At 38.9% G+C, this 22,038-nt stretch carries 18 protein-coding genes; 16 read left to right on the top strand and 2 right to left on the bottom strand.

All coding sequences use genetic code 11. From position 1 onward, the window contains the following. The first annotated feature begins 1 nt into the window (after position 1). Positions 2-724, top strand: a complete 723-nt coding sequence (gene phnL / locus D569_RS0107995) for a phosphonate C-P lyase system protein PhnL (protein ID WP_018931895.1) — start codon at positions 2-4, stop codon at positions 722-724. Next, positions 714-1,538, top strand: a complete 825-nt coding sequence (locus D569_RS0107990) for a PHP domain-containing protein (RefSeq protein ID WP_018931894.1) — start codon at positions 714-716, stop codon at positions 1,536-1,538. Before phnL ends, D569_RS0107990 begins: the two co-directional genes overlap by 11 nt. A 111-nt stretch (positions 1,539-1,649) precedes the next feature. On the opposite strand, the gene D569_RS0107985 is transcribed toward D569_RS0107990, so the two are convergent. After that, positions 1,650-2,816, bottom strand: coding sequence for a DUF4317 domain-containing protein (locus D569_RS0107985; protein WP_018931893.1), 1,167 nt, complete (start codon positions 2,814-2,816; stop codon positions 1,650-1,652). Between the two features lie 178 nt (positions 2,817-2,994). Here D569_RS0107985 and D569_RS25000 point away from each other — a divergent pair, with 178 nt between their 5' ends. From D569_RS25000 to D569_RS0107945, 8 genes are all read left to right on the top strand, one after another. Next, positions 2,995-6,162, top strand: coding sequence for a glycosyl hydrolase 53 family protein (locus D569_RS25000; protein ID WP_018931892.1), 3,168 nt, complete (start codon positions 2,995-2,997; stop codon positions 6,160-6,162). A 612-nt stretch (positions 6,163-6,774) separates the two neighbouring features. Continuing rightward, on the top strand, positions 6,775-7,614 hold the full coding sequence (locus D569_RS0107975; protein WP_018931891.1) for a creatininase family protein: 840 nt from the start codon (positions 6,775-6,777) through the stop codon (positions 7,612-7,614). Next, positions 7,598-8,398: an ABC transporter ATP-binding protein gene (locus D569_RS0107970; RefSeq protein WP_018931890.1), complete on the top strand. Its 801-nt coding sequence runs from the start codon at positions 7,598-7,600 to the stop codon at positions 8,396-8,398. Before D569_RS0107975 ends, D569_RS0107970 begins: the two co-directional genes overlap by 17 nt. Before the next feature lie 4 nt (positions 8,399-8,402). Then, positions 8,403-9,752, top strand: a complete 1,350-nt coding sequence (locus tag D569_RS0107965) for an FAD-binding oxidoreductase (RefSeq protein WP_425401986.1) — start codon at positions 8,403-8,405, stop codon at positions 9,750-9,752. A gap of 11 nt (positions 9,753-9,763) precedes the next feature. Continuing rightward, entirely contained in the window at positions 9,764-10,609 is an 846-nt protein-coding gene (locus D569_RS0107960; RefSeq protein ID WP_018931888.1) for an ABC transporter permease, read from the top strand. Between the two features lie 22 nt (positions 10,610-10,631). Next, positions 10,632-11,705, top strand: coding sequence for an ABC transporter substrate-binding protein (locus D569_RS0107955; protein WP_018931887.1), 1,074 nt, complete (start codon positions 10,632-10,634; stop codon positions 11,703-11,705). A gap of 2 nt (positions 11,706-11,707) precedes the next feature. Beyond that, on the top strand, positions 11,708-13,054 hold the full coding sequence (locus D569_RS0107950) for an amidohydrolase family protein (protein WP_018931886.1): 1,347 nt from the start codon (positions 11,708-11,710) through the stop codon (positions 13,052-13,054). 15 nt (positions 13,055-13,069) lie between these two features. Further along, the gene (locus D569_RS0107945) at positions 13,070-14,320 is read left to right on the top strand and encodes an amidohydrolase family protein (RefSeq protein WP_018931885.1); all 1,251 of its coding nucleotides are present in this window, start codon (positions 13,070-13,072) and stop codon (positions 14,318-14,320) included. Between the two features lie 23 nt (positions 14,321-14,343). Here D569_RS0107945 and D569_RS0107940 read toward each other — a convergent pair whose 3' ends face one another. Beyond that, complete coding sequence (locus tag D569_RS0107940) at positions 14,344-15,792, bottom strand: flavin-containing monooxygenase (RefSeq protein ID WP_018931884.1); 1,449 nt, start codon at positions 15,790-15,792, stop codon at positions 14,344-14,346. 342 nt (positions 15,793-16,134) lie between these two features. On the opposite strand from D569_RS0107940, the gene D569_RS0107935 reads away from it, so the two are divergent. From D569_RS0107935 to D569_RS0107910, 6 genes are all read left to right on the top strand, one after another. Further along, positions 16,135-17,175, top strand: a complete 1,041-nt coding sequence (locus D569_RS0107935) for an XdhC family protein (protein ID WP_018931883.1) — start codon at positions 16,135-16,137, stop codon at positions 17,173-17,175. After that, positions 17,162-17,779: a nucleotidyltransferase family protein gene (locus D569_RS0107930; protein ID WP_018931882.1), complete on the top strand. Its 618-nt coding sequence runs from the start codon at positions 17,162-17,164 to the stop codon at positions 17,777-17,779. The genes D569_RS0107935 and D569_RS0107930 overlap by 14 nt, the downstream gene beginning before the upstream one ends. Next, positions 17,749-18,627: an FAD binding domain-containing protein gene (locus D569_RS0107925; RefSeq protein ID WP_018931881.1), complete on the top strand. Its 879-nt coding sequence runs from the start codon at positions 17,749-17,751 to the stop codon at positions 18,625-18,627. Before D569_RS0107930 ends, D569_RS0107925 begins: the two co-directional genes overlap by 31 nt. A gap of 1 nt (position 18,628) precedes the next feature. Then, a complete protein-coding gene (pucD, locus tag D569_RS0107920; protein ID WP_425401985.1) occupies positions 18,629-20,902 on the top strand; it encodes a xanthine dehydrogenase subunit D in 2,274 nt (757 codons plus the stop codon). Continuing rightward, positions 20,875-21,372 (top strand): (2Fe-2S)-binding protein, encoded by a 498-nt coding sequence (locus D569_RS0107915; protein ID WP_018931879.1) that lies wholly within the window; start codon positions 20,875-20,877, stop codon positions 21,370-21,372. The genes pucD and D569_RS0107915 overlap by 28 nt, the downstream gene beginning before the upstream one ends. Positions 21,373-21,606: 234 nt before the next feature. Continuing rightward, positions 21,607-21,954, top strand: coding sequence for a hypothetical protein (locus D569_RS0107910; RefSeq protein ID WP_018931878.1), 348 nt, complete (start codon positions 21,607-21,609; stop codon positions 21,952-21,954). Positions 21,955-22,038 lie beyond the last annotated feature (84 nt).

Genomic DNA, 22,038 nt, shown 5'->3' with positions numbered 1-22,038 from the left:
AATGACTATGTTAGAAGTAAATGGGCTATGTAAAGCTTTTACCATTCATCACTTAAATAAAACGATTCCTGCGGTTGACGAGATTCAATTTTCTGTTCATGCGGGTGAATTTCTTGGGATCATAGGGAAGAGTGGCAGTGGTAAATCTACTATTTTAAAAAGTATTTATCGTACTTATCTTTCCAATGCAGGTCAGATAATATATGATTCGAAACAATTTGGCAAAATCGATTTAATACAAGCATCAGAGCGTGAAATAATTTTTTTACGCAAAAATGAAATTGGTTATGTATCACAATTTTTAAATGTCATGCCTCGAACAACGTGTCGGGAGCTTGTCCAAAACGCATTATTGGAGATGGGGGAAACAAAAGAAACTGCTCGAATAGAAACAGAAAAAGCACTAAGCTATTTTGAAATGGATGAGGGATTGTGGGATAGTTATCCGAATACCTTTTCAGGTGGAGAGAAATTGCGATTGAATATTGCGATGGCCACTGTTAAAAAGCCAAGGTTACTACTACTAGATGAACCAACAGCAAGCTTGGATCAGCAATCAAAATGGAAGGTTCGTGAAATGATTGAAAAATTAAAACAACAAGGTACAACATTAGTTGGGATTTTCCATGACATTGAATTTATGGAAGGTTTGTGTGATAAGGTCTTTGACATGAAAAGCAATGAAATGTCAGTAGTGCTAGAAGGTGTACCACATGAAAGCTGATTTACATGTACATAGTCATTATTCTGATGGTTCAGATTCTGTGGAAGAATTGATAAAGCAAGCGGTAAAGGCAAATGTCACACATGTGAGTATTGTAGATCATGATACTGTTGCAGGATGGCCAGAAGTGGAAGAAATGGGAGAATTATATGGAGTGGAAGTGATTCCGGGGGTGGAGATTTCTGCTTATGATTATAAACGCAATAGGAAAGTACACGTGTTAGGCTATCTTTATCGGAGAGATGCACCACATATTAAGGAGTTATGCACGCCACTACTACAACGAAGACAGAAAAACTCACTTTGGCAAATAGAGCAAATTCGTTCATTAGGTTATCCACTTGATCAAAGTGAAATCTTAGAGACAGCGAAACCATCACAAACAATCTATAAACAACATATTATGCGTCATATCATAAATAAACCATACAGTTCTGCTGATTATCGACATCTATACCGATCGCTTTTTAAAGGAGATGGTGTTGCCAATAGGGATATAACTTACGTCGATGTTTATGATGCGGTAGAAGCAATTATCTTAGATGGTGGTATCGCAGTCGTTGCGCATCCAGGTCAACTAAATTCTTATGATCTCATTCCCGAATTAGTCGAAATCGGCTTAGGTGGAATTGAGTTAACACATCCTGATCATACCAAGGCAGATCATCAACGAATAATAGAGTTAGCTAAACAATATGACCTTCTTATGACAGGTGGGACAGATTATCACGGGAAATTTGGAATAGAAATAGATGTAGGAGATTTAACAAGTCCGGAGATACCGTTTGTTCATAATAGGCTTGTTCGGGGCTAGTAGTTTACTAGGTTATCATAGACAAATCGCAGTCAGTAAAAGATTTGTTATCAAAACAAAGAAAAACAACAAATCTAAGTTTCCTCACAGAGATTTGTTGTTTATAGCATCTTATTTAAAAGCCTCTGGGATCATAGTAAACCCATCAATTACAGTATCTTCTTCTACTTCAATCATCAGGTAACGTCTACCGTCTAATGTTACCTGTCTAACGTGACGTAGTTCCTCGGGGCTGACGGCAATATTAGCGACTTTAGTATTGATTTTAATTGACTTTGATGAGTATTTTGGTACGATATTACGCGCTTTTAACTCATAGCTCGTATCATCGATGACGTTTTTAAAAGCAGCTTCCATTTTTTCTGTATCGACATCTTCTACACCACTGGACTTTAATACTTGTTCGACATCTTTATAATCTAATGTTGGTGTTTCTTCTTCCTCATTATCTTCTGTCATACGATGAATTTCTTCATATACGTTTGCGAGAGTGGATGTATTAATTTGATGACCGACAGCATCACGAACAACCTCTTCAAACACAATTTTATCCTCTTTTGCTGTCATCGTTTCTTCCGCATTTAAGACGTCTTCAACAAATAACTCATCTGGTTCATTGGCTTTCCCAGCCGCATAAAGCACATGGTTCACATCTGCCGCATTATCGGTGAAGCAAGGGAATAAAAAACCTCCGATTGGTGCGTTTAAATTTATCACGGGATCTACTACGACATTGTATTTAAATTCCTTTTCTATATAATCAAAATGCAATTCCTTCTTCGGATCTTGTGTTTTATTGATACTACAAAGAATAAAGGAATGAGAATATACCGAATCCCGATCACTTTCTTCTGTTTCTTCATTGCTACGTTTCATCGGTTTCAAGTATTCACCACGGATAAAGGTAACGACAATATCCATCTCGTATTGTCTATCCTGTAGCATCTTTTCAACGATTTGTAACATCTGGTCCTTCCAGTCTTCACTTTCTGCGGTTAATAATCCTTTATGTAGGATCAGTTGTGTTGGATTATCAACATCAGATTGAAATTTCAATTCAAAGAGCTTTTCATCCAATTGGCCAGTTAATACTTTTTTAAAGTTTGTCATAAATAACTCTTTTTCATCTTCGTCGAGCATATCGAAAATTTGACTTTGCGAATGATAGATATCACTTGATTCTTTCATAATATAAACATTAAAAATCTCATGAATTTTCATTAAGTCATTATCTATTTTGAACTGTTTACGAATATTAGCGATGTCTTTTTTGTTCATTTCTTTGTCTCCCTTACATCAATTCTTCCCATACATCACTATATCACTTTTCCCTTTCTCTTGATACTCTAATAAATTTCATTTTCTGAAAGTTTATAAGAATAATTTTAAATATAAATCTCTATGAAACCGCTTTATAATTTAAGGTGTGAAGTTTGTAAAGAAGGAGGAAATGCATTTGTTTAAAAAAGTAGGAATGTTATGTTTAGCTTTGTTGCTGATCGTCAGTACATTTCCGGTCGGTGGAAATACAAGTACGCAAGCAGCAGCACAGGAAAATCTATTAACAAACGGCGGCTTTGAAACGGATTTGTTTGTCGACAAATCTTGGACGATTGAGGAGATTGACTGGGATTTAGTCTCGGTAGATTCCGCTCATACAGAAGCATATGAAGGAAATCATTCGTTTAATTATTGGATAGACGAGGCGGGAAGTGAGGCGCAGTCTTTCACAATAACGCAGGCTATCTCAGATCTTCCGGCAGGCAATTATGCATTATCCGTTCAATCCATGGGTGGAACGGATGGAGAGGCGGGGGTAGTAGAATTATTTGCTGGTGATCATACTTCCGAAGCTGTTGCCACTACCGGTTGGGACAATTGGGAGGAGCACATCTTAAATTTTGAGATCGAAGAAAATGCTGCTGACTTACAAGTGGGAGCTACTATAACCGGAAAACCATCTGCCTGGGGATATTTAGATAGCTTTCGCTTAGTATCTTTAGATGATAGTGATGAGGAAGTCCCAGAACCAGTGGAAGCAGATATATTTGTGGAGAGAGTCGATGGCTTAGGTGAAGACTTTATCAAAGGTGTTGATGTCTCTAGCATCCTAGCTTTAGAAGATAGTGGGGTTACATTCTATAATGAAGCAGGAGAAGAGCAGGATATATTTACTACACTTGCCGAAGCGGGTGTCAATTATGTGCGTGTTCGCGTATGGAATGATCCTTATGATGGTGATGGTAACGGCTATGGGGGAGGAAATAATGATGTAGACAATGCGGTTGAAATAGGAAAAAGGGCGACAGAAAATGGAATGAAGCTGTTGGTAGACTTTCATTATTCTGACTTTTGGGCAGACCCAGCTAAACAGCAAGCACCAAAAGCATGGGAAGACTTAAACATAGAAGAAAAGAAAACAGCATTATATAACTATACAAAAGATAGTTTGCAAGAAATGATAGATGCTGGCGTAGATATCGGGATGGTACAAATCGGCAATGAAACAAATAATGCTATGGCTGGAGAATATGATTGGGATAATATTACTCAACTTTTTAACGAAGGAAGTAAGGCGGTACGTGAGATTAATTCAGAGATTCTAGTAGCGTTACATTTTACCAATCCAGAATCAGCGGGGCGGTATGATAATCTTGCTTCTATATTAGAAGAAAATGAAGTTGATTATGACGTTTTTGCAAGTTCTTATTATCCTTTCTGGCACGGTACATTGGAAAATTTAACTGCAGAGCTGACTAATATAGCGGACAATTATGATAAACAGGTCATGGTTGCAGAAACATCTTATACGTATACAAGGGAAGACGGGGATGGTCATGGTAATACTGCACCGCAAGACTCTGGACAGACGATTAATTACCCAGTATCTGTACAAGGACAAGCTACAGCCGTACGAGATGTGTTTGAAGCGGTAGCAAATGTCGGAGATGCAGGAATTGGAGTGTTTTATTGGGAGCCGGCGTGGATTCCGGTAGGTGACCCGGATAATATCGACTGGGAACACAATCTGGAACTATGGGAAGAGCATGGTTCTGGCTGGGCAACTAGCTATGCGGCAGAATATGATCCAGAGGATGCTGGTGAATGGTATGGGGGAAGTGCAGTAGATAATCAGGCGTTATTTGACTTTCATGGCCATCCATTATCATCGTTAAATGTGTTCAACTACGTAGATACTGGTGCTGTAGCGCCATTACAAATGGATCAAGTAAAGGACGTATCAGTGACGGTAGCTTTGGGTGAAGAAGTGCTGCTGCCTGACACAGTAACAGCTATTTATAATGATGGAAGTGAGCAGTCTGTAACTGTTACTTGGAATCAGGAACAAATAGATCAAGCTGTCGCAAGCGGCGAAGGCTCCTATACCATAGATGGCGAGATTAATGGAGAATATACTGTGCAAGCAAACTTAACCATTGAACCTGACAATTTTGTATCCAATCCAAGTTTTGAGGAAAAGGACACTAGTATTTGGGAAATTCGTTTTCCTGAAGGTGTAGAACCCCATGCATCTGTAAAAGAGAATCGCTCGAACTCGCGAACTGGTGATTACTCGCTTGATTTCTGGTCAGATGATCCAGTAGATTTTGAAGTAACACAAACGATTACCGATCTGGAGCCTGGATATTATCATTTATCGATGTTTATCCAAGGTGGAGATGCAGGGAAATCTGATATGCAGCTATTTGCAGTTACTTCAGATCAATCATATCAGACGGAAACGCATGTAGATGGTTGGACCAACTGGGTTCAGTCAGAAATTGACGAAATTCTTATTACTGATGGTTCCATCACAATTGGAGCTAGTATTAAAGCTAGTGCTGAAGCATGGGGCACGTTGGATGATTTCAACTTGAAACGAGTTGGAGATTATCAGCAACCAGATCCTGAAGAAGAAGTTGATCAGAAACCGAAACCTGAAAATCCTCAACCTAAAGATCCTAAACCGAAACCAAAGCCTGATTCAGATGACGCAGTAGTATCTGATATAAAGGATTTAGAGAAAGTATCAGAAGACGTCTATGCAGTAAGTAACGATCAAAGAAGTATTGAGATAGCACAGGCACTAATCGAGCAACTAAATGATAATGCGGAAATCGAATTAACCTTTAAAGGTGTAAAAGTAAGACTTCCTGTTGCGATTTTAAAAGGAAAAGGAGATATTGAATTTGAATTTGCAGCAGTACCAAAAGAAATAAAAGATCAGCATCCTGATAGTCTAAGTGAACTGATCGATTTCAGACTAACTGCAGATGGCGAGGAAATAAACTTTGATCAGCCGGTGACGTTACTCTTCACGGTTGATCCGTATAAGGTAACCAATTGGGATGATTTGAAGGTATTCTTAATTGATGAAGATGGCGTGAAGCAAGAAGAAATAGAAGTTATCAGTTATAATGCTGAAACAGGAGAAGTAACAGCTAGTGTAGATCATTTCAGTATTTATGGTGTATTTGAAGTTGCGGATCCAGACACTGACCCAGAAGGAGATAAATTACCAGACACAGCAACAAACGTATCTAACTGGCTAGTACTAGGTATCGGCTTCATCTTAATAGGACTTAGCACCATACTTGTAACCCGAAAAAGAAGATCATATTAATCCCAAAATACCCTTTAGTCTAATGGCTGAAGGGTATTTTTTATTTATAAGGAAAGTATAAAATTTGCGCAGATGTCTAGCTCCGAGCGCCCAAAAACTAGGCTCCTTCACGAATTGCCCTACGATAAGTCATCATCGGTTCGTAAACTCACCGTGATTCCTTTATCTCAGTTGATGCGCTCCAACCGCTACGTTTTTAAGCAGGCGCTCTGCGTTTTTCTCATGGTATGAGAATAATCAAAATACAATCAGAAGCGATTTTTCTCTTTTTGTAAGAAATGATAACAAATGAAAGATTGTATCTGTGCTTGTTAGAAAAGGGTTTATCAGAAAAGAACAAATTCGCTTTGTAATAAATGTCTAAATAACAGGCCTAATTTATTTACAATGACCAATGACACCTATCATGATTTCCCTTAAGATAACCGTAATAATAAATAACGCATAGTGTTAGTTTTTGTAACAATTATCTAATGATTCCTAGGATAATGAATCGAAAGAAATAAATGAATAGGAATATGTAATATTTTATAACAATATGTGTTTTCGAATGAACATGAGTGAACCACTATTGATTATTATTCTATATTTCAAAAAACAGGGGTTGTTCGTATGCAAACTGATCGATATCATGGCGAAGCTTTTGAAAAAAGATTCTTGGCAAGGCTCTCAACAGAGGAAGTGAAACAACTACCGAAAGATGACGCATTAATAGTATTACCTATTGGAGCGGTGGAACAACATGGTCCGCATATGCCGATTTATACAGATACATTAATTGCTGAAGGGGTATTAATGGAAGCATTTGAACATTTTGCAGAGGTAGATAATATCTGGCTGCTTCCACCACTCCCATATGGAAAAAGTACTGAACACTTAGGGATGGCTGGAACAATTACACTTTCTGCTGCAACGTTGCAATCCGTAGTGATGGATATTGCCAAAAGTGTCAGTGATAGTGGTTTTAAAAGATTGGTTCTATTCAATTCCCATGGTGGTAATCATGATTTATTAAACATGATTTCTAGAGAGGTCAGGATAGAAACAGGGATGATGGTCTTCAGATTAAACTCTTCTGATGGGAATTTGCTAACGGATTTGATCCCGGAAAAAGAATGGGTTTTTGGGATACATGGAGGAGATGTTGAAACTTCGATGGTATTAGATATCAAAGGTAATTGGGTGAACATGGAACAAAGTCCTGTGGATTTTGTTTCCTTACCGGAGGATGTCCAGTATTTGTACTTAAAAGGGAGTTGTTATTTTGCGTGGGTGATTAACGATATATCTGCCACGGGGATGGCTGGAGATGCTACCCGAGCTACTGTAGAAAAAGGAAAGGAAATTAATCAGAGAGCAGGTAAATATATTGCGGAAGCATTAAAGGAAATGAGTAGATTTAATATAGACGAATTACAAAAGGGAGGGGAGGATCATGATGACAACTACTGAATTGGAAGAAATGGTAGAAAGGAAAACAGGTCAACATGTTGTAAAAATGAAAGGTGTAAGTAAGATTTTCCCGAATGGGAATGTGGCGGTGGACAACGTAGACATTGATATTGCAGACGGAGAATTTATATCTTTTGTAGGACCATCTGGCTGTGGTAAATCCACCATATTCAAAATGATATCCGGGTTAGTAGAAAATACAACAGGTGAGATTGAAATCTTAGGTTCGCAGGTGCAAACAGCACAACAAAAACGTACGGATGTTGGCTTTGTCTTTCAGGATGCCACTCTCTTGCCTTGGAGGTCTGTGTTGGAAAATGTCATGTTACCTTTAGAATTTCAACGAATGTCAAAAGTGGAAAAACGAGAAGAAGCTGAACGAGCTTTAAAGTTAGTAGGGTTAAAGGATTATGCAAAATCTTTGCCACGTCAATTATCTGGGGGCATGAAAATGCGTGTGTCCATTGCAAGAGCGTTAGTGGCAAAGCCAAAACTGTTGCTCATGGACGAACCTTTTGGTGCTTTGGATGAAATAACAAGACAGAGTCTGCAGTCGGAGTTATTAAGAATATGGGAATCACAAAAGATGACGGTATTGTTTATTACACACAATGTATTTGAAGCAGTGTACTTATCTACCAAAGTAGCAGTGATGACCCCTAGTCCTGGTAAGATTGCTTCTACTGTAAATGTCTCGCTACCATTTCCTCGTGATGATGAAATCAGAACGACACACCAGTTTAGTGATATTGTTGCTAGAGTTTCACGCGATCTTAAATTTTAATGAGGTGATCAAATTGTGGAAAGAACGAATGATGGAACTGATAGGTGAAGAGAATGTAATCGTCAAAGATTCAGCAATTGATCGGCTATCGAAGGATTTTTACTGGTACTCCCCCATTTTGTTTGAGGAATTGAAGGATAAGGTTGCTGACTGTGCTGTGGTCCCCAAGACTATCGATGAATTAACAAAGATAATCCGCTTTGCAGTAAAAAATCGTGTTCCCCTCACACCGCGAGGAGCGGGGACAGGAAATTATGGTCAAGGAATTCCTTTAAACGGCGGGATTATTCTTGATTTAACAAAACTGAATCAAATTGTGCAAATAAATGAAAAGGATGTTCGCGTACAAGCTGGTGTTAAGTTGGGATTATTAGAGAAAACGTTACGAAAGGAGGGGAAGGAGCTTCGTATTTACCCAAGTACCTTTATGAAATCGACCGTCGGCGGCTTTCTATGTGGTGGATCTGGTGGAATTGGGTCAATTCGTTGGGGGAATTTGTGGGATGGTAATGTTCTTGAGGTTACGATTTTGACGGTTGAAGAAAAGCCCCAACTGTTAACCATTAAGGATGAAGAAGTATTGGATTATATTCATAATTACGGTACGACTGGAATTCTGGTTGAAGCTGTATTGCCAATAGAATCAAGAACAGAATGGTCTCAGTACATTATGTCGTTTGATACTTTTCATGAAGCAGTTATGTTCAGTGATGAACTTTCGCGTGATGAAGCTATTACAAAACGTTTAGTTTCTGTTTGTGAATGGCCGATTCCTTCCCACTTTCAGCAGTTAAAAAAATATTTGGTAGAGGATAAATCGATTGTGATGCTTGAAATAGCTGAGGATGCAGAAGGGAAGATGAAGGAATTGTCCGAGAAATATGGAGGCGAGCAATCCTTTTATATTCCGGCATCAAAGTATCACAAAGGGCTAAAAGTTTCTGATTTTGCTTGGAACCATGCAACACTATGGGCTCACAAACACGGTGAGAACATGACTTATTTACAAGCGAGATTTGATACAGAAAAAGTACTTGAACAAATGCGAAGGATAAGAGAGGGGTTCGGGTACGAAGTTCAATTCCACTTCGAATATATCAAAATTGAAGGAAATGTCACCCCGACTTCCTTACCGGTTGTGATCTATAAATCTAAAGAAAGACTCTATGAAATTATCGAGTTTTTTGAAGAGGTTGGTGTAACTGTCAATAATCCTCATACGTATTTACTTGGCTTTGGAGGTTATAACTTACGGATGGAAAAGATCACATCCTTAAAAGAAAAGAATGACCCGTATGATCTTTTGAATAGAGGAAAGATTCCTAAAGAAGAGAATGTGAAACTTGCAAAGTGAGGAGGATGGAAATGGGAAATGTACAGACGGAAAAACTGGAAGTAAACAATGAAATGGCAAATCGGAAGAAAGTAAACTGGAAATTCCTTCATAGCTGGGTTCCGCCGCTTATAGCGTTTCTGATTGTTATGTTGGCTTGGCAATTTGGAACGGCAATGTTACAGATTCCGCCTTATATTTTGCCTAAGCCAACAGATGTCTTTATGGCAACGGTTGACAATTGGAGTCGACTATGGGATTCAGCTTCTACTACTATACTAGAGTCAGTGATCGGATTTTTCTTTAGTGTTGTTATTGGTGTATCTGGTGCAATTATTATGGCTAGCTCGAAAATATTAGAGAGAAGTTTATACCCATATGCGATATTGCTCCAAACGATTCCGATCGTAGCTATAGCTCCCATTATTGTAATTTGGTTCGGTTCGGGGATGAACGCGATTGTCATTATTGCTTTTACAATCGGTTTTTTCCCGATGTTATCCAATACGTTGATAGGATTGAATGCAACTGACAGGGGAATGCTTGATTTGCTAAGTCTTTATCAAGCTTCCAAATGGCAAATTATGTGGAAAATTAGAATTCCGGCTGCTTTACCTTATATTATTGCGGGTTTAAAGATATCTTGTACTTTAGCGATCATTGGTGCCATTGTAGGTGAATATATAGCTGGTATTGGAGGAGGTGATGGCGGTTTAGGCTATGCGATCACCGTGGCATCCACAACTATGGAAATTCCTTATTTATTTGCCTGTGGGATAGCTGCATCAATATTAGGAATTGTATTTTTCTTATTAGTTAGTTTATTGTCTAAGGTCTTATTAGGATCTTGGCATGAATCTGAAATGAAGAAAGATTAACAGTCTTGAGGGGGGAATAAGGATGAAGGGTTCTAGTTGGAATAAGAGAATGTTGGCACTAGTTGCAATGATGTTTTTACTGTTACTTGCAGCGTGTGGAGGCGATAGTAGTTCGGGGGCAGAAGCGGAAAGTGGCGAAGAAACCGATGTGGAGACGTCGGAAAGTGAGGGGGCGACAGATGTTGATGTAGAAGAAGTGGCCGATTTAGGTGAAGCTACATTGGTTACTAACTGGTTTGCCCAGCCTGAACATGGTGGGAATTACGCTGCCTTAGATGAAGGCTATTACGAGGAAGTAGGAATCGATATGACGATTGAGCCTGGTGGACCGCAAATATCTGCTACCCAATTAGTTGCATCCGGAAAGATGGATTTCGGTTATACGTCCGGTGAGGATATTCTTAATTCACGTGATAAAGGTATTCCATTAGTAGCCATCGGGGCCATCTTCCAAGTGAGTCCATATGTATTAATTTCCCATGCCGATGCAGGAGTTGAAAATTTCGAGGACTTAAATGGAATGACCAGTATTACAGCCCCTGGTGTTGGTTATTGGGAATATATAAAAGAAGCGTATGAATTGGGTGATATGAATGAGCTCTCTTATACTGGTCAATTAAGTACGTTTATTGATGATCCAAATGCTGTTACCCAAGGTTACATTACTTCAGAACCTTATGTGCTAGACCAGCAGGGAGTGGAGAATAGTTACTTGCGTATCCATGATTCGGGTTTCCAACCGTACTCTAACGTGCTTTTCACTACGGAGGAAATCATCGAGGAAAAACCAGAATTAGTTGCAGCATTCATGGAAGCGACTGTTAAAGGCTGGGAAGCATACAGAGAAGATCCTGCGAATTATCAAGATATTTTACTGGAGTACAACCCTGATTTAACGGAAGGATTAATGGAATTTGGCGCAGAAGAACAAGAAGAATTAATCTTTGGTGGAGATGCAGAAGAATATGGCTTTGGTTATATGACGGAGGAGCGTTGGTCGACATTACAAGATCAAATGCTAGATCTAGGTATTATTAGCAATGATGAAGATCCCAACAATTACTTTACGACGGAATTCTTGCCTTCGGAGGAATAGATATGGCCCAAACACTAACTTTATATAATGTACAACTGCCGCTGATAGACAAAAGTAAACGGTACAAAATAACGATAAAAGAGGGTAAATATCGATCAATCGATATGCAGCCAGAACATATTGACCAAACGTTGACTCCGTTTAAACAAGCGTTGCAAGACTTACCTAATTGCTCGCAAATAGACCTTGAGGGAAGAATTGTTCTTCCCTCTTTTGTTGATATTCATACCCATCTCGATAAAGCTTTTTCCTTACAAGCAGTGCCTAATAAAACCGGGACATTATTCGAAGCGATTCGCAATTATAGTGAACGCGCACATTTATTTACAAAAGAAGAAATAAAGCAACGAGTGCGACGAGAGGCGATTCAGTCGCTTTCGTTTGGAACAACACATATCCGATCACATGTTAATTTTGAAATGGATACCAGTGTGCAATTGGCAATCGACAATCTCCAAGCGGTAATCGAGGTGAAAGAAGAATTAAAAGATTTTATTGATATACAAATTGTGCCGATGTTTTCTAAACTTATTCAACGAACAGATCAAGAGTTTGCGGTAATCGAAGAAGCAATTCAATTGGGGGTTGATGGTATTGGTGGAGCGCCCCATTTAATAGACTTCCCAGCGGAAAATATTGAGATTGCTATGCAGTTAGCGATAAAGCATGGAAAGTTTGTTGATTTACATGTTGATGAAAATGATGATCCAGCCGTTTGTACGATTGAAGAGCTGATAAGCAAAACTGCTAAATACCAACTTGAAGGATATGTTACGGCTGGACATTTATGTTCGTTAGCTGCTATGGAACAAATGAAGGCTGATCATATCATGGAAGGGATAAGGAGACATCAGATTCATGCTGTCACACTCCCTGGTGCCAATATGTATCTACAAGGCAGACAGGATTCGGGGATTATTCGTAGAGGTGTAACAAGAATAAAAGAGTTAATCGACCATGGTGTCTCGATTGCTACTGCTTCTGATAATGTTAATGACCCTTTTCACCCTTTTGGATGTGGAGATATGGTACAAATCGGTCTTTTAACCGCTTATGCTGCACATTTAGCAAGTGAGGAAGAACTGTTACATGTCTTGAAAATGATGACAACAATCCCCGGGCGCATTTATGGATTGGAGCATCACAATACCAAAGAAAATGCCCCTGCAAATTTTGTGATGACGGATGCGAAGGATATCTATGAACTATTTGGAACCATTGCACCAACCCGATATGTATTTACCAAAAATCGTTGGTTAAATGGTGTAAAGACGGAAATGATGATGTCAGATAAAAAACTAGAAGCACTATGGAATAAGACGACTGAAGATAGTTCACTTCCTATATAAAAAGAGGGTGTTAGCATGTATGATATTACAGTGAAAAATGTGAAATTGTTGGAGGGTGAAATGCGAGTCCATATCGGAATTAACAATGGTAAGTTTGTTTCCATTACGGATCAGGAAATTGCTGGTCATACAGAATGGGATGGGAAAGGTAATTATTTATTACCGCCATTTGTTGAAACACATACGCACATGGACACGGTGTTAACAGCTGGTTTTCCGCGTTACAACCAGTCTGGAACACTATTTGAAGCGATTGATATTTGGCAATCAAGAAAAGATGATTTAACAGTAGATGATGTTGTTAAACGTGCCTCAAAGGCAATAAAACTATTAATCTCATATGGGGTTCTTTTTATTAGGGCGGCAGTTGATATTTCGGATCCAAATTTAACCGCTTTGAAAGCGTTGCTCGAGGTAAGAAAACAATTTAAAGGGAAAGTAGAACTACAAATTATTGCTTTTCCTCAAAGTGGCTTAGTGTCTTGTGTAGAGAATATAGTCAGGATGCGCAAAGCAATAGAATTGGGAGCGGATGCGGTTAGCGCAGTTCCGCATCTGGAGCACACGAGAGAGAAAGGGATAGAATCTTTAGTTTTTTGCTTTCAGATGGCGAAAGAGTATGATACGTTCATTCATGTTTTTTGTGATGAAGTAGATGATGAACATTCTAGGTATCTTGAAGTAGTAGCAAACCTGGTAATCGATTATGATTATCATGGAAAAGTAACAGTGAGTCATGTGAATGCATTAGCCTATTATTCTGATGTATATGCGAACAAGGTAATTCAACTGGTGAAACAAGCAGGAATTACAGTTGTGGCTTGTCCTTTAGTTAACAGTGCCATGCAGGGCAGGTATGACCCACATCCAAAGGGGAGGGGGATTACGAGGGTAAAGCAATTGGAAGAAGCAGGAGTGAATGTTTGCATCGCTCACGATGATATAAGAACTCCTTTTTACCCTCTAGGGGTCGGCAACATGCTGCAGGCAGCTCATCTTGGACTGCATCTTGCGCATATGACAGGAAGGGCTGACTTTTATTCAGTTATCGATATGATCACCAAAAATGGTGCGACCTGCTTTCGGGCTAGTCACCAATATGGAATTGAAGTTGGCAAACCGGCAAATTTCATCATTCTACCGGTAGATAATCTGGAAGACATGCTTAGTGTGCAGCCAAAACCAATCTATGTGGTGCGAGATGGAGAGATGATCGCTGCAACAGAGCCTTCTCAAACACGTTATTTTGAAAAGATCAAAACATAACAAAACGCCTGAAAAATTTACTTTCAGGCGTTTAATAGTTGGTTTTGATTAGTTGATTTTGAGTGTTGAGGTGTTTCTCCAATAAATTCCACTTCATCATATTGAAAAAATGCTTCCAATAACTCTTTTTGATTATCTAGAAACAGCTGATCAGCTACTGCTGAGGCGAGTTTAGGTATAGCAAAACGCAATCCGGAAATAGCGGATGCAGAAAGACCACAGCTAATCAAAGCAGAATAATTAAATGAATATAATCCGTGTAACAACCTTTTTCCTTTTTGTGCTTTACTTTGAAATGCAAAACCAGGACTTAAATAGGGGTGTGCATCTAATAATGGGTTAGCAATATTATTAGGTGCTTGGTAATAATCACGCCATCTAAAAATATATGGTTCCACCATTCGTAGTTCTGGTCGTAGTGCTGGGTCAGTTTTAAGCCCTGTGCTCACAATAATAAAGTCAAAAATGTATTCCTCTCGTTCTGTGATGATCTTTACTTTATCATCCACCTGTTGAACGTCTAACCAAGGTTCGCCAGTGTGTAAACAAAACCCTGGCCAAGCGCTTGCTTTACGGAAGGTGTCATTTGTTGGAGGTTGATTATGATAAAAGAAATGACTCATAATTTTATACTTTGTTGCATCGGCGAAAGAATGAAAGCGATCAATCATCCCAGATTGTTCCATGTGGCGGATAGGATTAATCTTCGGTATATTCTTGCGACGTATAAATACATGTGCTTCTGATATGCCTTGTGATAGTGAGTAATTTGCATTATCAAATGCTGATGCGCCACCTCCTAGGATGGCGATATGCTTATTTTTAAGATTCGTGAAATCTATATTTTCAGAGGTGTGCGCATATAGGTTTTTAGGTAGTTTGTCTTTGATGAAAGGGGGTACATGCCATTCTCCGCCTCCTTGAATTCCGGTAGCTAGTATTACCTTTCGCGACAGTAGCGACTTGCTGGTAGCAGACTCTAAATGTAAACGATAAACCATTCCGTTTTCGACAGGTTCGATTAATGTCAATTTTGTATTGTTCTGCATCGGGAGTGACAGAACTTCACGGAACCATCGAAGGTAATTCATCCATTCTTCTTTCGGAATTTTGTCTAATTCTTCCCATCCTTTTTCTCCGAATTGAGCCTCCCACCAGGCTCGAAAGGTTAAAGATGGTATGCCGGTGTCGATGGCCGTTAGATGCTTAGGTGTGCGCAATGTTGTCATACGTGCATACGTATCCCAAGGGCCCTCCAGACCTTCAGAGTTCTCATCAATAATAAGTATATTAGTGACTTTTTCTCGGATTAATCCTAATGCTGCGCCTAAGCCACTCTGTCCACCTCCGATAATAATAGCATCGTATATATGCTTGCCGTCCAGTTCGCGAGAGGGTACCCAGGTTTTTTCGGGTATATTAAGATATGCGAGATCTTTTTTGACCTGTTTATTAAGTGTTTCGATTGTCATTCTTCTTCCTCCTCTCAAAATATCTGTAAGTTTATTTAACATATAATGTAATTTATTACATGTTATCATGTATGATTAAGTTAAGGTATGTATGAATTGACTAAAAAGATCCCACATTATTGGTGGAATTAGCTATTAAAATGGAGGTTGTTCATCAAACTTGAAAGATTTTCTTACTAAAAACCCCTTGGATTTGGTGAAAACAGATAAGAAGTCAGCCTTTTTTGATGGATTATAACCAATGACATCTATTCTTTCATTTTATAGAATACCTATATACGTTACGTGAATTGTTATATAAATTAACATGAAAGTTGGATCGTCAAAGGAGGAGGGGGAAACATGGATGATATTCATGAGGTATTAACCTCACTTACGAATCAACAAGTAGGATCTATACTCGCGACGATTGTAGATGTGAAAGGATCAGCGTATAAAAAAGAAGGCGCCATGATGTTATTTAAACCAGATGGTTCACAAATAGGTATGTTGAGTGCCGGATGTCTTGAGGTGGATTTGGTTGAACGGATTACTCGTCTAGGGATCGGAAAAGAGCCAGAATTGATAACTTATGATATGCGAGCTGATAATGACTTGTTGTGGGGACAGGGTTCAGGTTGTAACGGGGTGATTCAAGTATTGGTGGAACCTGTCGATCATGTATTGCTACAACATTTATATCGGATCAAAAAAGCATTGGATAACGGTCAAAAAGTACTAATCTATAAGGAGCTTCCAACAGAAAATAAAGCTATGAACTATTGGTTTCAGACGAACGGTGCTCAGTTTGGGAAAGTAAATGAAAATTCTACTTTGAATCAACTGATGCAAAGCAGCAATTCCTTTACAAGAGGTACGCAAAAAATGACTCATTCACAACAGGCGATTTACTTTGATTGTTATCAACCTAAACCTCGACTAATAGTAATTGGAGCGGGTGATGATGCGAAACCTATCGTTCGTTTAGCTTCAGAAACGGGATTTCGAGTGGAAATTGCTGATTGGCGGGAAGAGTTGTGTAATACGATCAATTTTCCAGAAGCTAATAAACATTACCTTGGTTTTCCAAAAGAACTACAACAACAGATATCCTTCCACACAACGGATTATGTAATTTTACTAACCCACAACTTTCAACGCGATAAAGAATTATTATCCTTTTTAATAGAAGAACCATTAAGGTATTTGGGAGTGTTAGGTTCTGCTAGAAGAACTAAAAGATTATTAGCAGGACAACGACCTCCAAAAAATTTGTTTTCTCCAATCGGGATAAATATTAATGCAGAGAGCGCGAACGAAATAGCAGTAAGTGTGATGGCGGAATTAATTCAGGAAAAGAAAAAGATGTTAAAAAGTGAAGAAGTCGTCGATGAAATATGCTAAGGTAGCTGGCATCATGCTTGCTGCCGGAAACAGCCAGAGGATGGGAGAAGACAAATTATCTTTAGCTATTGGTGATACTACTATTGGGAGTGCTTCTTTGCGGAATGCACTAGCCTCTCAGTTAGATCAAGTGTTTATCGTCGTGCAGGAGAATGATCCACTACATTGGATGACGGAAGAGGTGAAGTGGCAAAAAGCTAAATATCAGGTTGTTCGAAATGCACAAGCTTATCAAGGACAATCCTACTCAATCAGAGCGGGGGTTGAGCAAGTGCAAAAATCCTCATTTGATGGAGCTTTGATAATGTTAGCTGATCAACCATTTCTTCAAGTATCTATTATTAATGAATTAATCCATATCTATAATGAAGAAATCCCGTTTATAGCTGCTCAGTATGCAGGTGTTACTCAGCCACCTATTTTATTTAACTCGTTCTTGTTTGAACGTCTCTTGACTCTTCAGGGAGATCAAGGAGCTAAAGCAATAGTAAAAAGTATGAAGAATAATGGTTATATCATGAAGTGTGATGATAGGAAAAGTTTTTATGATATTGATACGAAGGATGATTATCGATGGGCAAAGAAATGGCAGGAGCAACTGTAAAGAAAATGGACGTCGAGAAAGTATGGGAGGCAGCAAGTATTCAAGAAGCAATGAAATGGAAGAAGCAGTTCCAAGAAGACTCGACCTATATTGCGGGCGGGACACTGTTGCAATTAAAAAGAGAACAAGGGACTTCCCTTCCATCAAACTTAATTCGTTTAGATCAGATACCGAAATTGAATGAAGTTACACAAGATGATGGCATGATACACATAGGCGCGTATGTTTCATTAGCAGAATGCGAAGTAAATCTAATAATACGTAAATTTGCTCCATTACTTTCAGAAGCAGTGAAAGATGTTGCTTCTCCTGCGGTAAGAAACAGGGGAAGTATTGGCGGAAATATAGCTTATCGGATTGGGGATACGATACCTGCATTATTAGTATTAGATGCTGATATTTCCTGGGTAATAGAAGATCAATTGCGTACGGCAAAGCTATGGGAATATTTACAGCAAGAAGCAGATCCTAATGCGGTACTTACAACCATTCATATTAAAAAACAAAGCAGCAAGAAACAAATGCAGTATTATCAAAAAGTTGGCCGGAGGGAATCTTTCATCCCTTCACTTGTTACCGTAGCTATCTTCTGTAATTGGAATGAATGGGATGAAGTGGGAGATGTTCGGTTGGCTGTAGCTGGAGGAACTACTACACCAGTAAGGTTAAAAGAATGTGAAGCATATTTGAGTGGTAAGCAATTAACAGAAGTACACATCCGGGAGCTTGTTGAATTAGTCTTGGCAGAATTTCATCCGACGTCTGAACCGTTCGTAACAAAACACTACAAACAACAAGTTGCTACTAATTTAATTGCTTCCAAGTTTATGAAATATCTAGGAGGCTGAGATCGTGTATCAAAATCGTGATAGAGTCAGACCAGATGGAAAAGAAAAAGTAACTGGTTCCTTAAAATATTTGACGGATATATCACTTCCAAACATGCTGTATGGGAAAGTGTTAAGGAGTGAGCATCCACATGCTAGAATTGTATCGATATCAACTAAACAGGCAGAACAATTACCTGGTGTAAAAGCAGTTATCACGCATCAAGATGTTCCCGGTTTAAACCGCTTCGGTATTGTGACACCAGATCAACCTGTCTTATGTGAAGGTGTTGTCCGTTATGTTGGTGATGCGGTCGCAGCGGTTGCTGCAGAATCGATTGAAATAGCTAATCGGGCACTTGATTTGATCGAGGTAAACTATGAGCCTTTACCAATTTTGGATACACCAGAAAAATCCCTCATGCCAGATGCACCTCAACTTCACGCGGATGGCAATATTTTGCATCGAGCAAGCTTTCATTCGGGCGATATCGATGAAGGTTTTGCTAAATCTAATACTATTGTAGAAGAAACCTATCAATTACCAAGGCAAATGCATACTTATATGGAAACAGAAGGTGGTGTGATGGAACCTGATGAACATGGTGGTGTAACAGTCTGTGTAGGAACACAACATGGTTATAAGGATCGTTTCCAATTGTCAAGGATTCTCGATATTCCAGAAGAGAAAATTCGGATCATATCAAGTCCGATGGGGGGATCATTCGGAGGGAAAGATGAATTAAATATTCAGCCATATGGTGTTCTATTAGCATTGAAGTCAGGTTTGCCAGTGAAAATTCACCAAACAAGAAAAGAATCGGTCATTTCCGGATTAAAACGTCATCCTATGAAAATTACAATGAAAACAGGGGCAAATCAACAAGGAAAAATAGTGGCACACAAGGTGGATATAGTCGCTGATACAGGTGCTTATGCCACGTTAGGACCTGCCATTCTTGAATTTGCTGTTGAGCATTCGGTTGGACCATACATGATAGAGCATGTCGCAGTTGAGGGTATTTCCGTTTTTACTAATAACGGAGTAGCGGGAGAATTTAGAGGGTTTGGAGGTAATCAAGTTACTTTTGCTTTAGAAGGGCAGTTAGATCGAATAGCCGAAAAAATGAACATCGATCCAATTGAACTAAGAAGAAGGAATATCCGAAAAACGAATGATACTGGTCCAATGAAACATAGAATTGCGGCTACTAATGGTGCATCACAAGTACTAGAACACATTTACCAGCATCAAAAGAATTTAGTAAAACAAGAAGGTGCAGAAGACAATAAGGTGAGAGGAATGGGTGTTGCCATATCGATGCATGGAGGTGGCTTAGGATATGGTAGATTAGATCCTGCCGGAGGCCAATTGTCTATAACGAAGGATGGTAAGATCGAAATTGCCTTTGGTTTTGAAGAAGCCGGACAAGGGATCTTGAATGTGATCGAGACCATTGTAACGGAAGAATTGAATATTTGCTCTAATGATTTGCAAGTAGTAATCGGTGATACCAAAAAAGTACCTTCTTCCGGCTCGACAACAGCATCGCGAGGAACAAGCATGGTATGGCATGCTGTCAATCGAATGAAGAACGATTTTCAGAAGAAAATATTACAGATTGCGTCGACAATTACCGGACTATCTGTTGATGTATTACGTTTGGGACCAGGTGGCGTGTATCAGTTGAGCCAAGCTAGTAAACTGGTGATAACGTATCGAGAAATTGCTAGGAAATCATCACAGAAACCGATTATTACTTCTACTCAATTTGATTTTCCTACCACTCCCGACGAAGTAGATGGTGGCCACTTTTTATATACATTTTCTGCAGTATTTGCCCAAGTGGAGATTGATCTTTTAACAGGAAAGGTCACCGTCATTGACTTAGATCAAACCATTGCAGCTGGCCCTGTTGTCAGCTTGAAAGGGTATGTTGGACAAATAGAAGGTGGTGGCGTCATGTCATTAGGCTATACATTAATGGAGGAAGCTATGATGAAAGAGAGTAGGTACGTAACAGAGAATCTGGACGGCTATTTAATTCCAAGTATCAAGGATGTACCTACAACTATGCATGTTACGCCAATTGAAGATCTAGACGAGGGTGATGTATATGGTCCACGTGGTGTTGGTGAAATTGGGACGGTAGCTGTTGCCCCAGCTATTGCGAAGGCAATTCATAATGCGATCGGATATATGCCTGCCAAACTGCCAATTTCTTCAGAAGAAATATTAACAGCATTAACCGAGAGGGGGAAGCATACATGGCAGAGAGCAAAGCAACCACAGTAACCAAGAAGACAACAATCAGCTTCACGATTAATAATACCCCTGTAACGATTCAAGTAAATCCAACAGCAAGACTCGTTGATATTATTCGGAATGAACTGGATTATACAGGAACGAAAATATCCTGTGGTATCGGTAGGTGTGGAGCTTGCTCGATTTTGATAAATGGAACCTTAGCAAACTCCTGCTTAGTAATGGCTTATCAAGTAAATGGATCCAGTATAACGACAATTGAAGGAATATTTGATGAAGAAACACTTCACCCTATCCAACAAGCTTTTCTCGAAGAAGGTGGCTTTCAATGCGGTTATTGTACGCCAGGAATGATAATGGCAACAAAAGCATTGCTAGATAAAGAATCCGATCCATCAGATGCCCAAATTAAAACAGCATTATCCGGTAACCTCTGCCGCTGTACAGGATATGGAGGGATTATTAGAGCAGTAAAAAAAGCAGCAATTGATTATCAATAAAAAGGATGCAATTCATTGCGTCCTTTTTTGTTTGGCGAGTTGCCAGTAAACTCAAAAAGTTGATAATAAATAAACAACATTTCACTTTCGCCCTTTATGTAGCCAAAACTAGCATAAAAATTTGTCGCTCATCCTCTGCCTTTCAATTTATGTGTAATAGTTTATCGCCACTTTTTAGGTTTTTAATGGTAAAATACAAATAAATTAATCATAAACTGAAAAGGAAGAGGAAAAATGAATTATTTAATAAGTTTTGTATTATCAGTTGTACTCACAGCTTTATCCTATTTTTTTGGCTCTCAGTTACTCAAGAATGATCTAGCTATCTGGCAAGCCCTTATCATCGGATTTTCAGTAGTTTCTTTAGGTGCACTTACCGAAGCTTTAGGCGCACCTATATGGTTAATTGTGCTAATACCATTTCCAGTAGGTATGCTGTTACTCTATCTATTCTTAAACCAACCATTTCTTACTTGGCTTCTTACATATGTAACGATATTAGCTCTCTATACCGTTATTCACCTCATCATGAGTTACTTTTTTCAATTTCATTCTTTAATTCCAGCCTGGAGATTATCATAAATAAAAATGAATCCTATTATTCTATAAACAGCTACGAGAGTTTTTTGTTCATCGATAAAAATTTTATTTGATCAGGGAGGAGAC

Origin of the sequence: Gracilibacillus lacisalsi DSM 19029, assembly GCF_000377765.1 — a bacterium.
Lineage (GTDB): Bacteria > Bacillota > Bacilli > Bacillales > Amphibacillaceae > Gracilibacillus > Gracilibacillus lacisalsi.
This window is presented reverse-complemented; position numbering and strand designations above follow the sequence as displayed.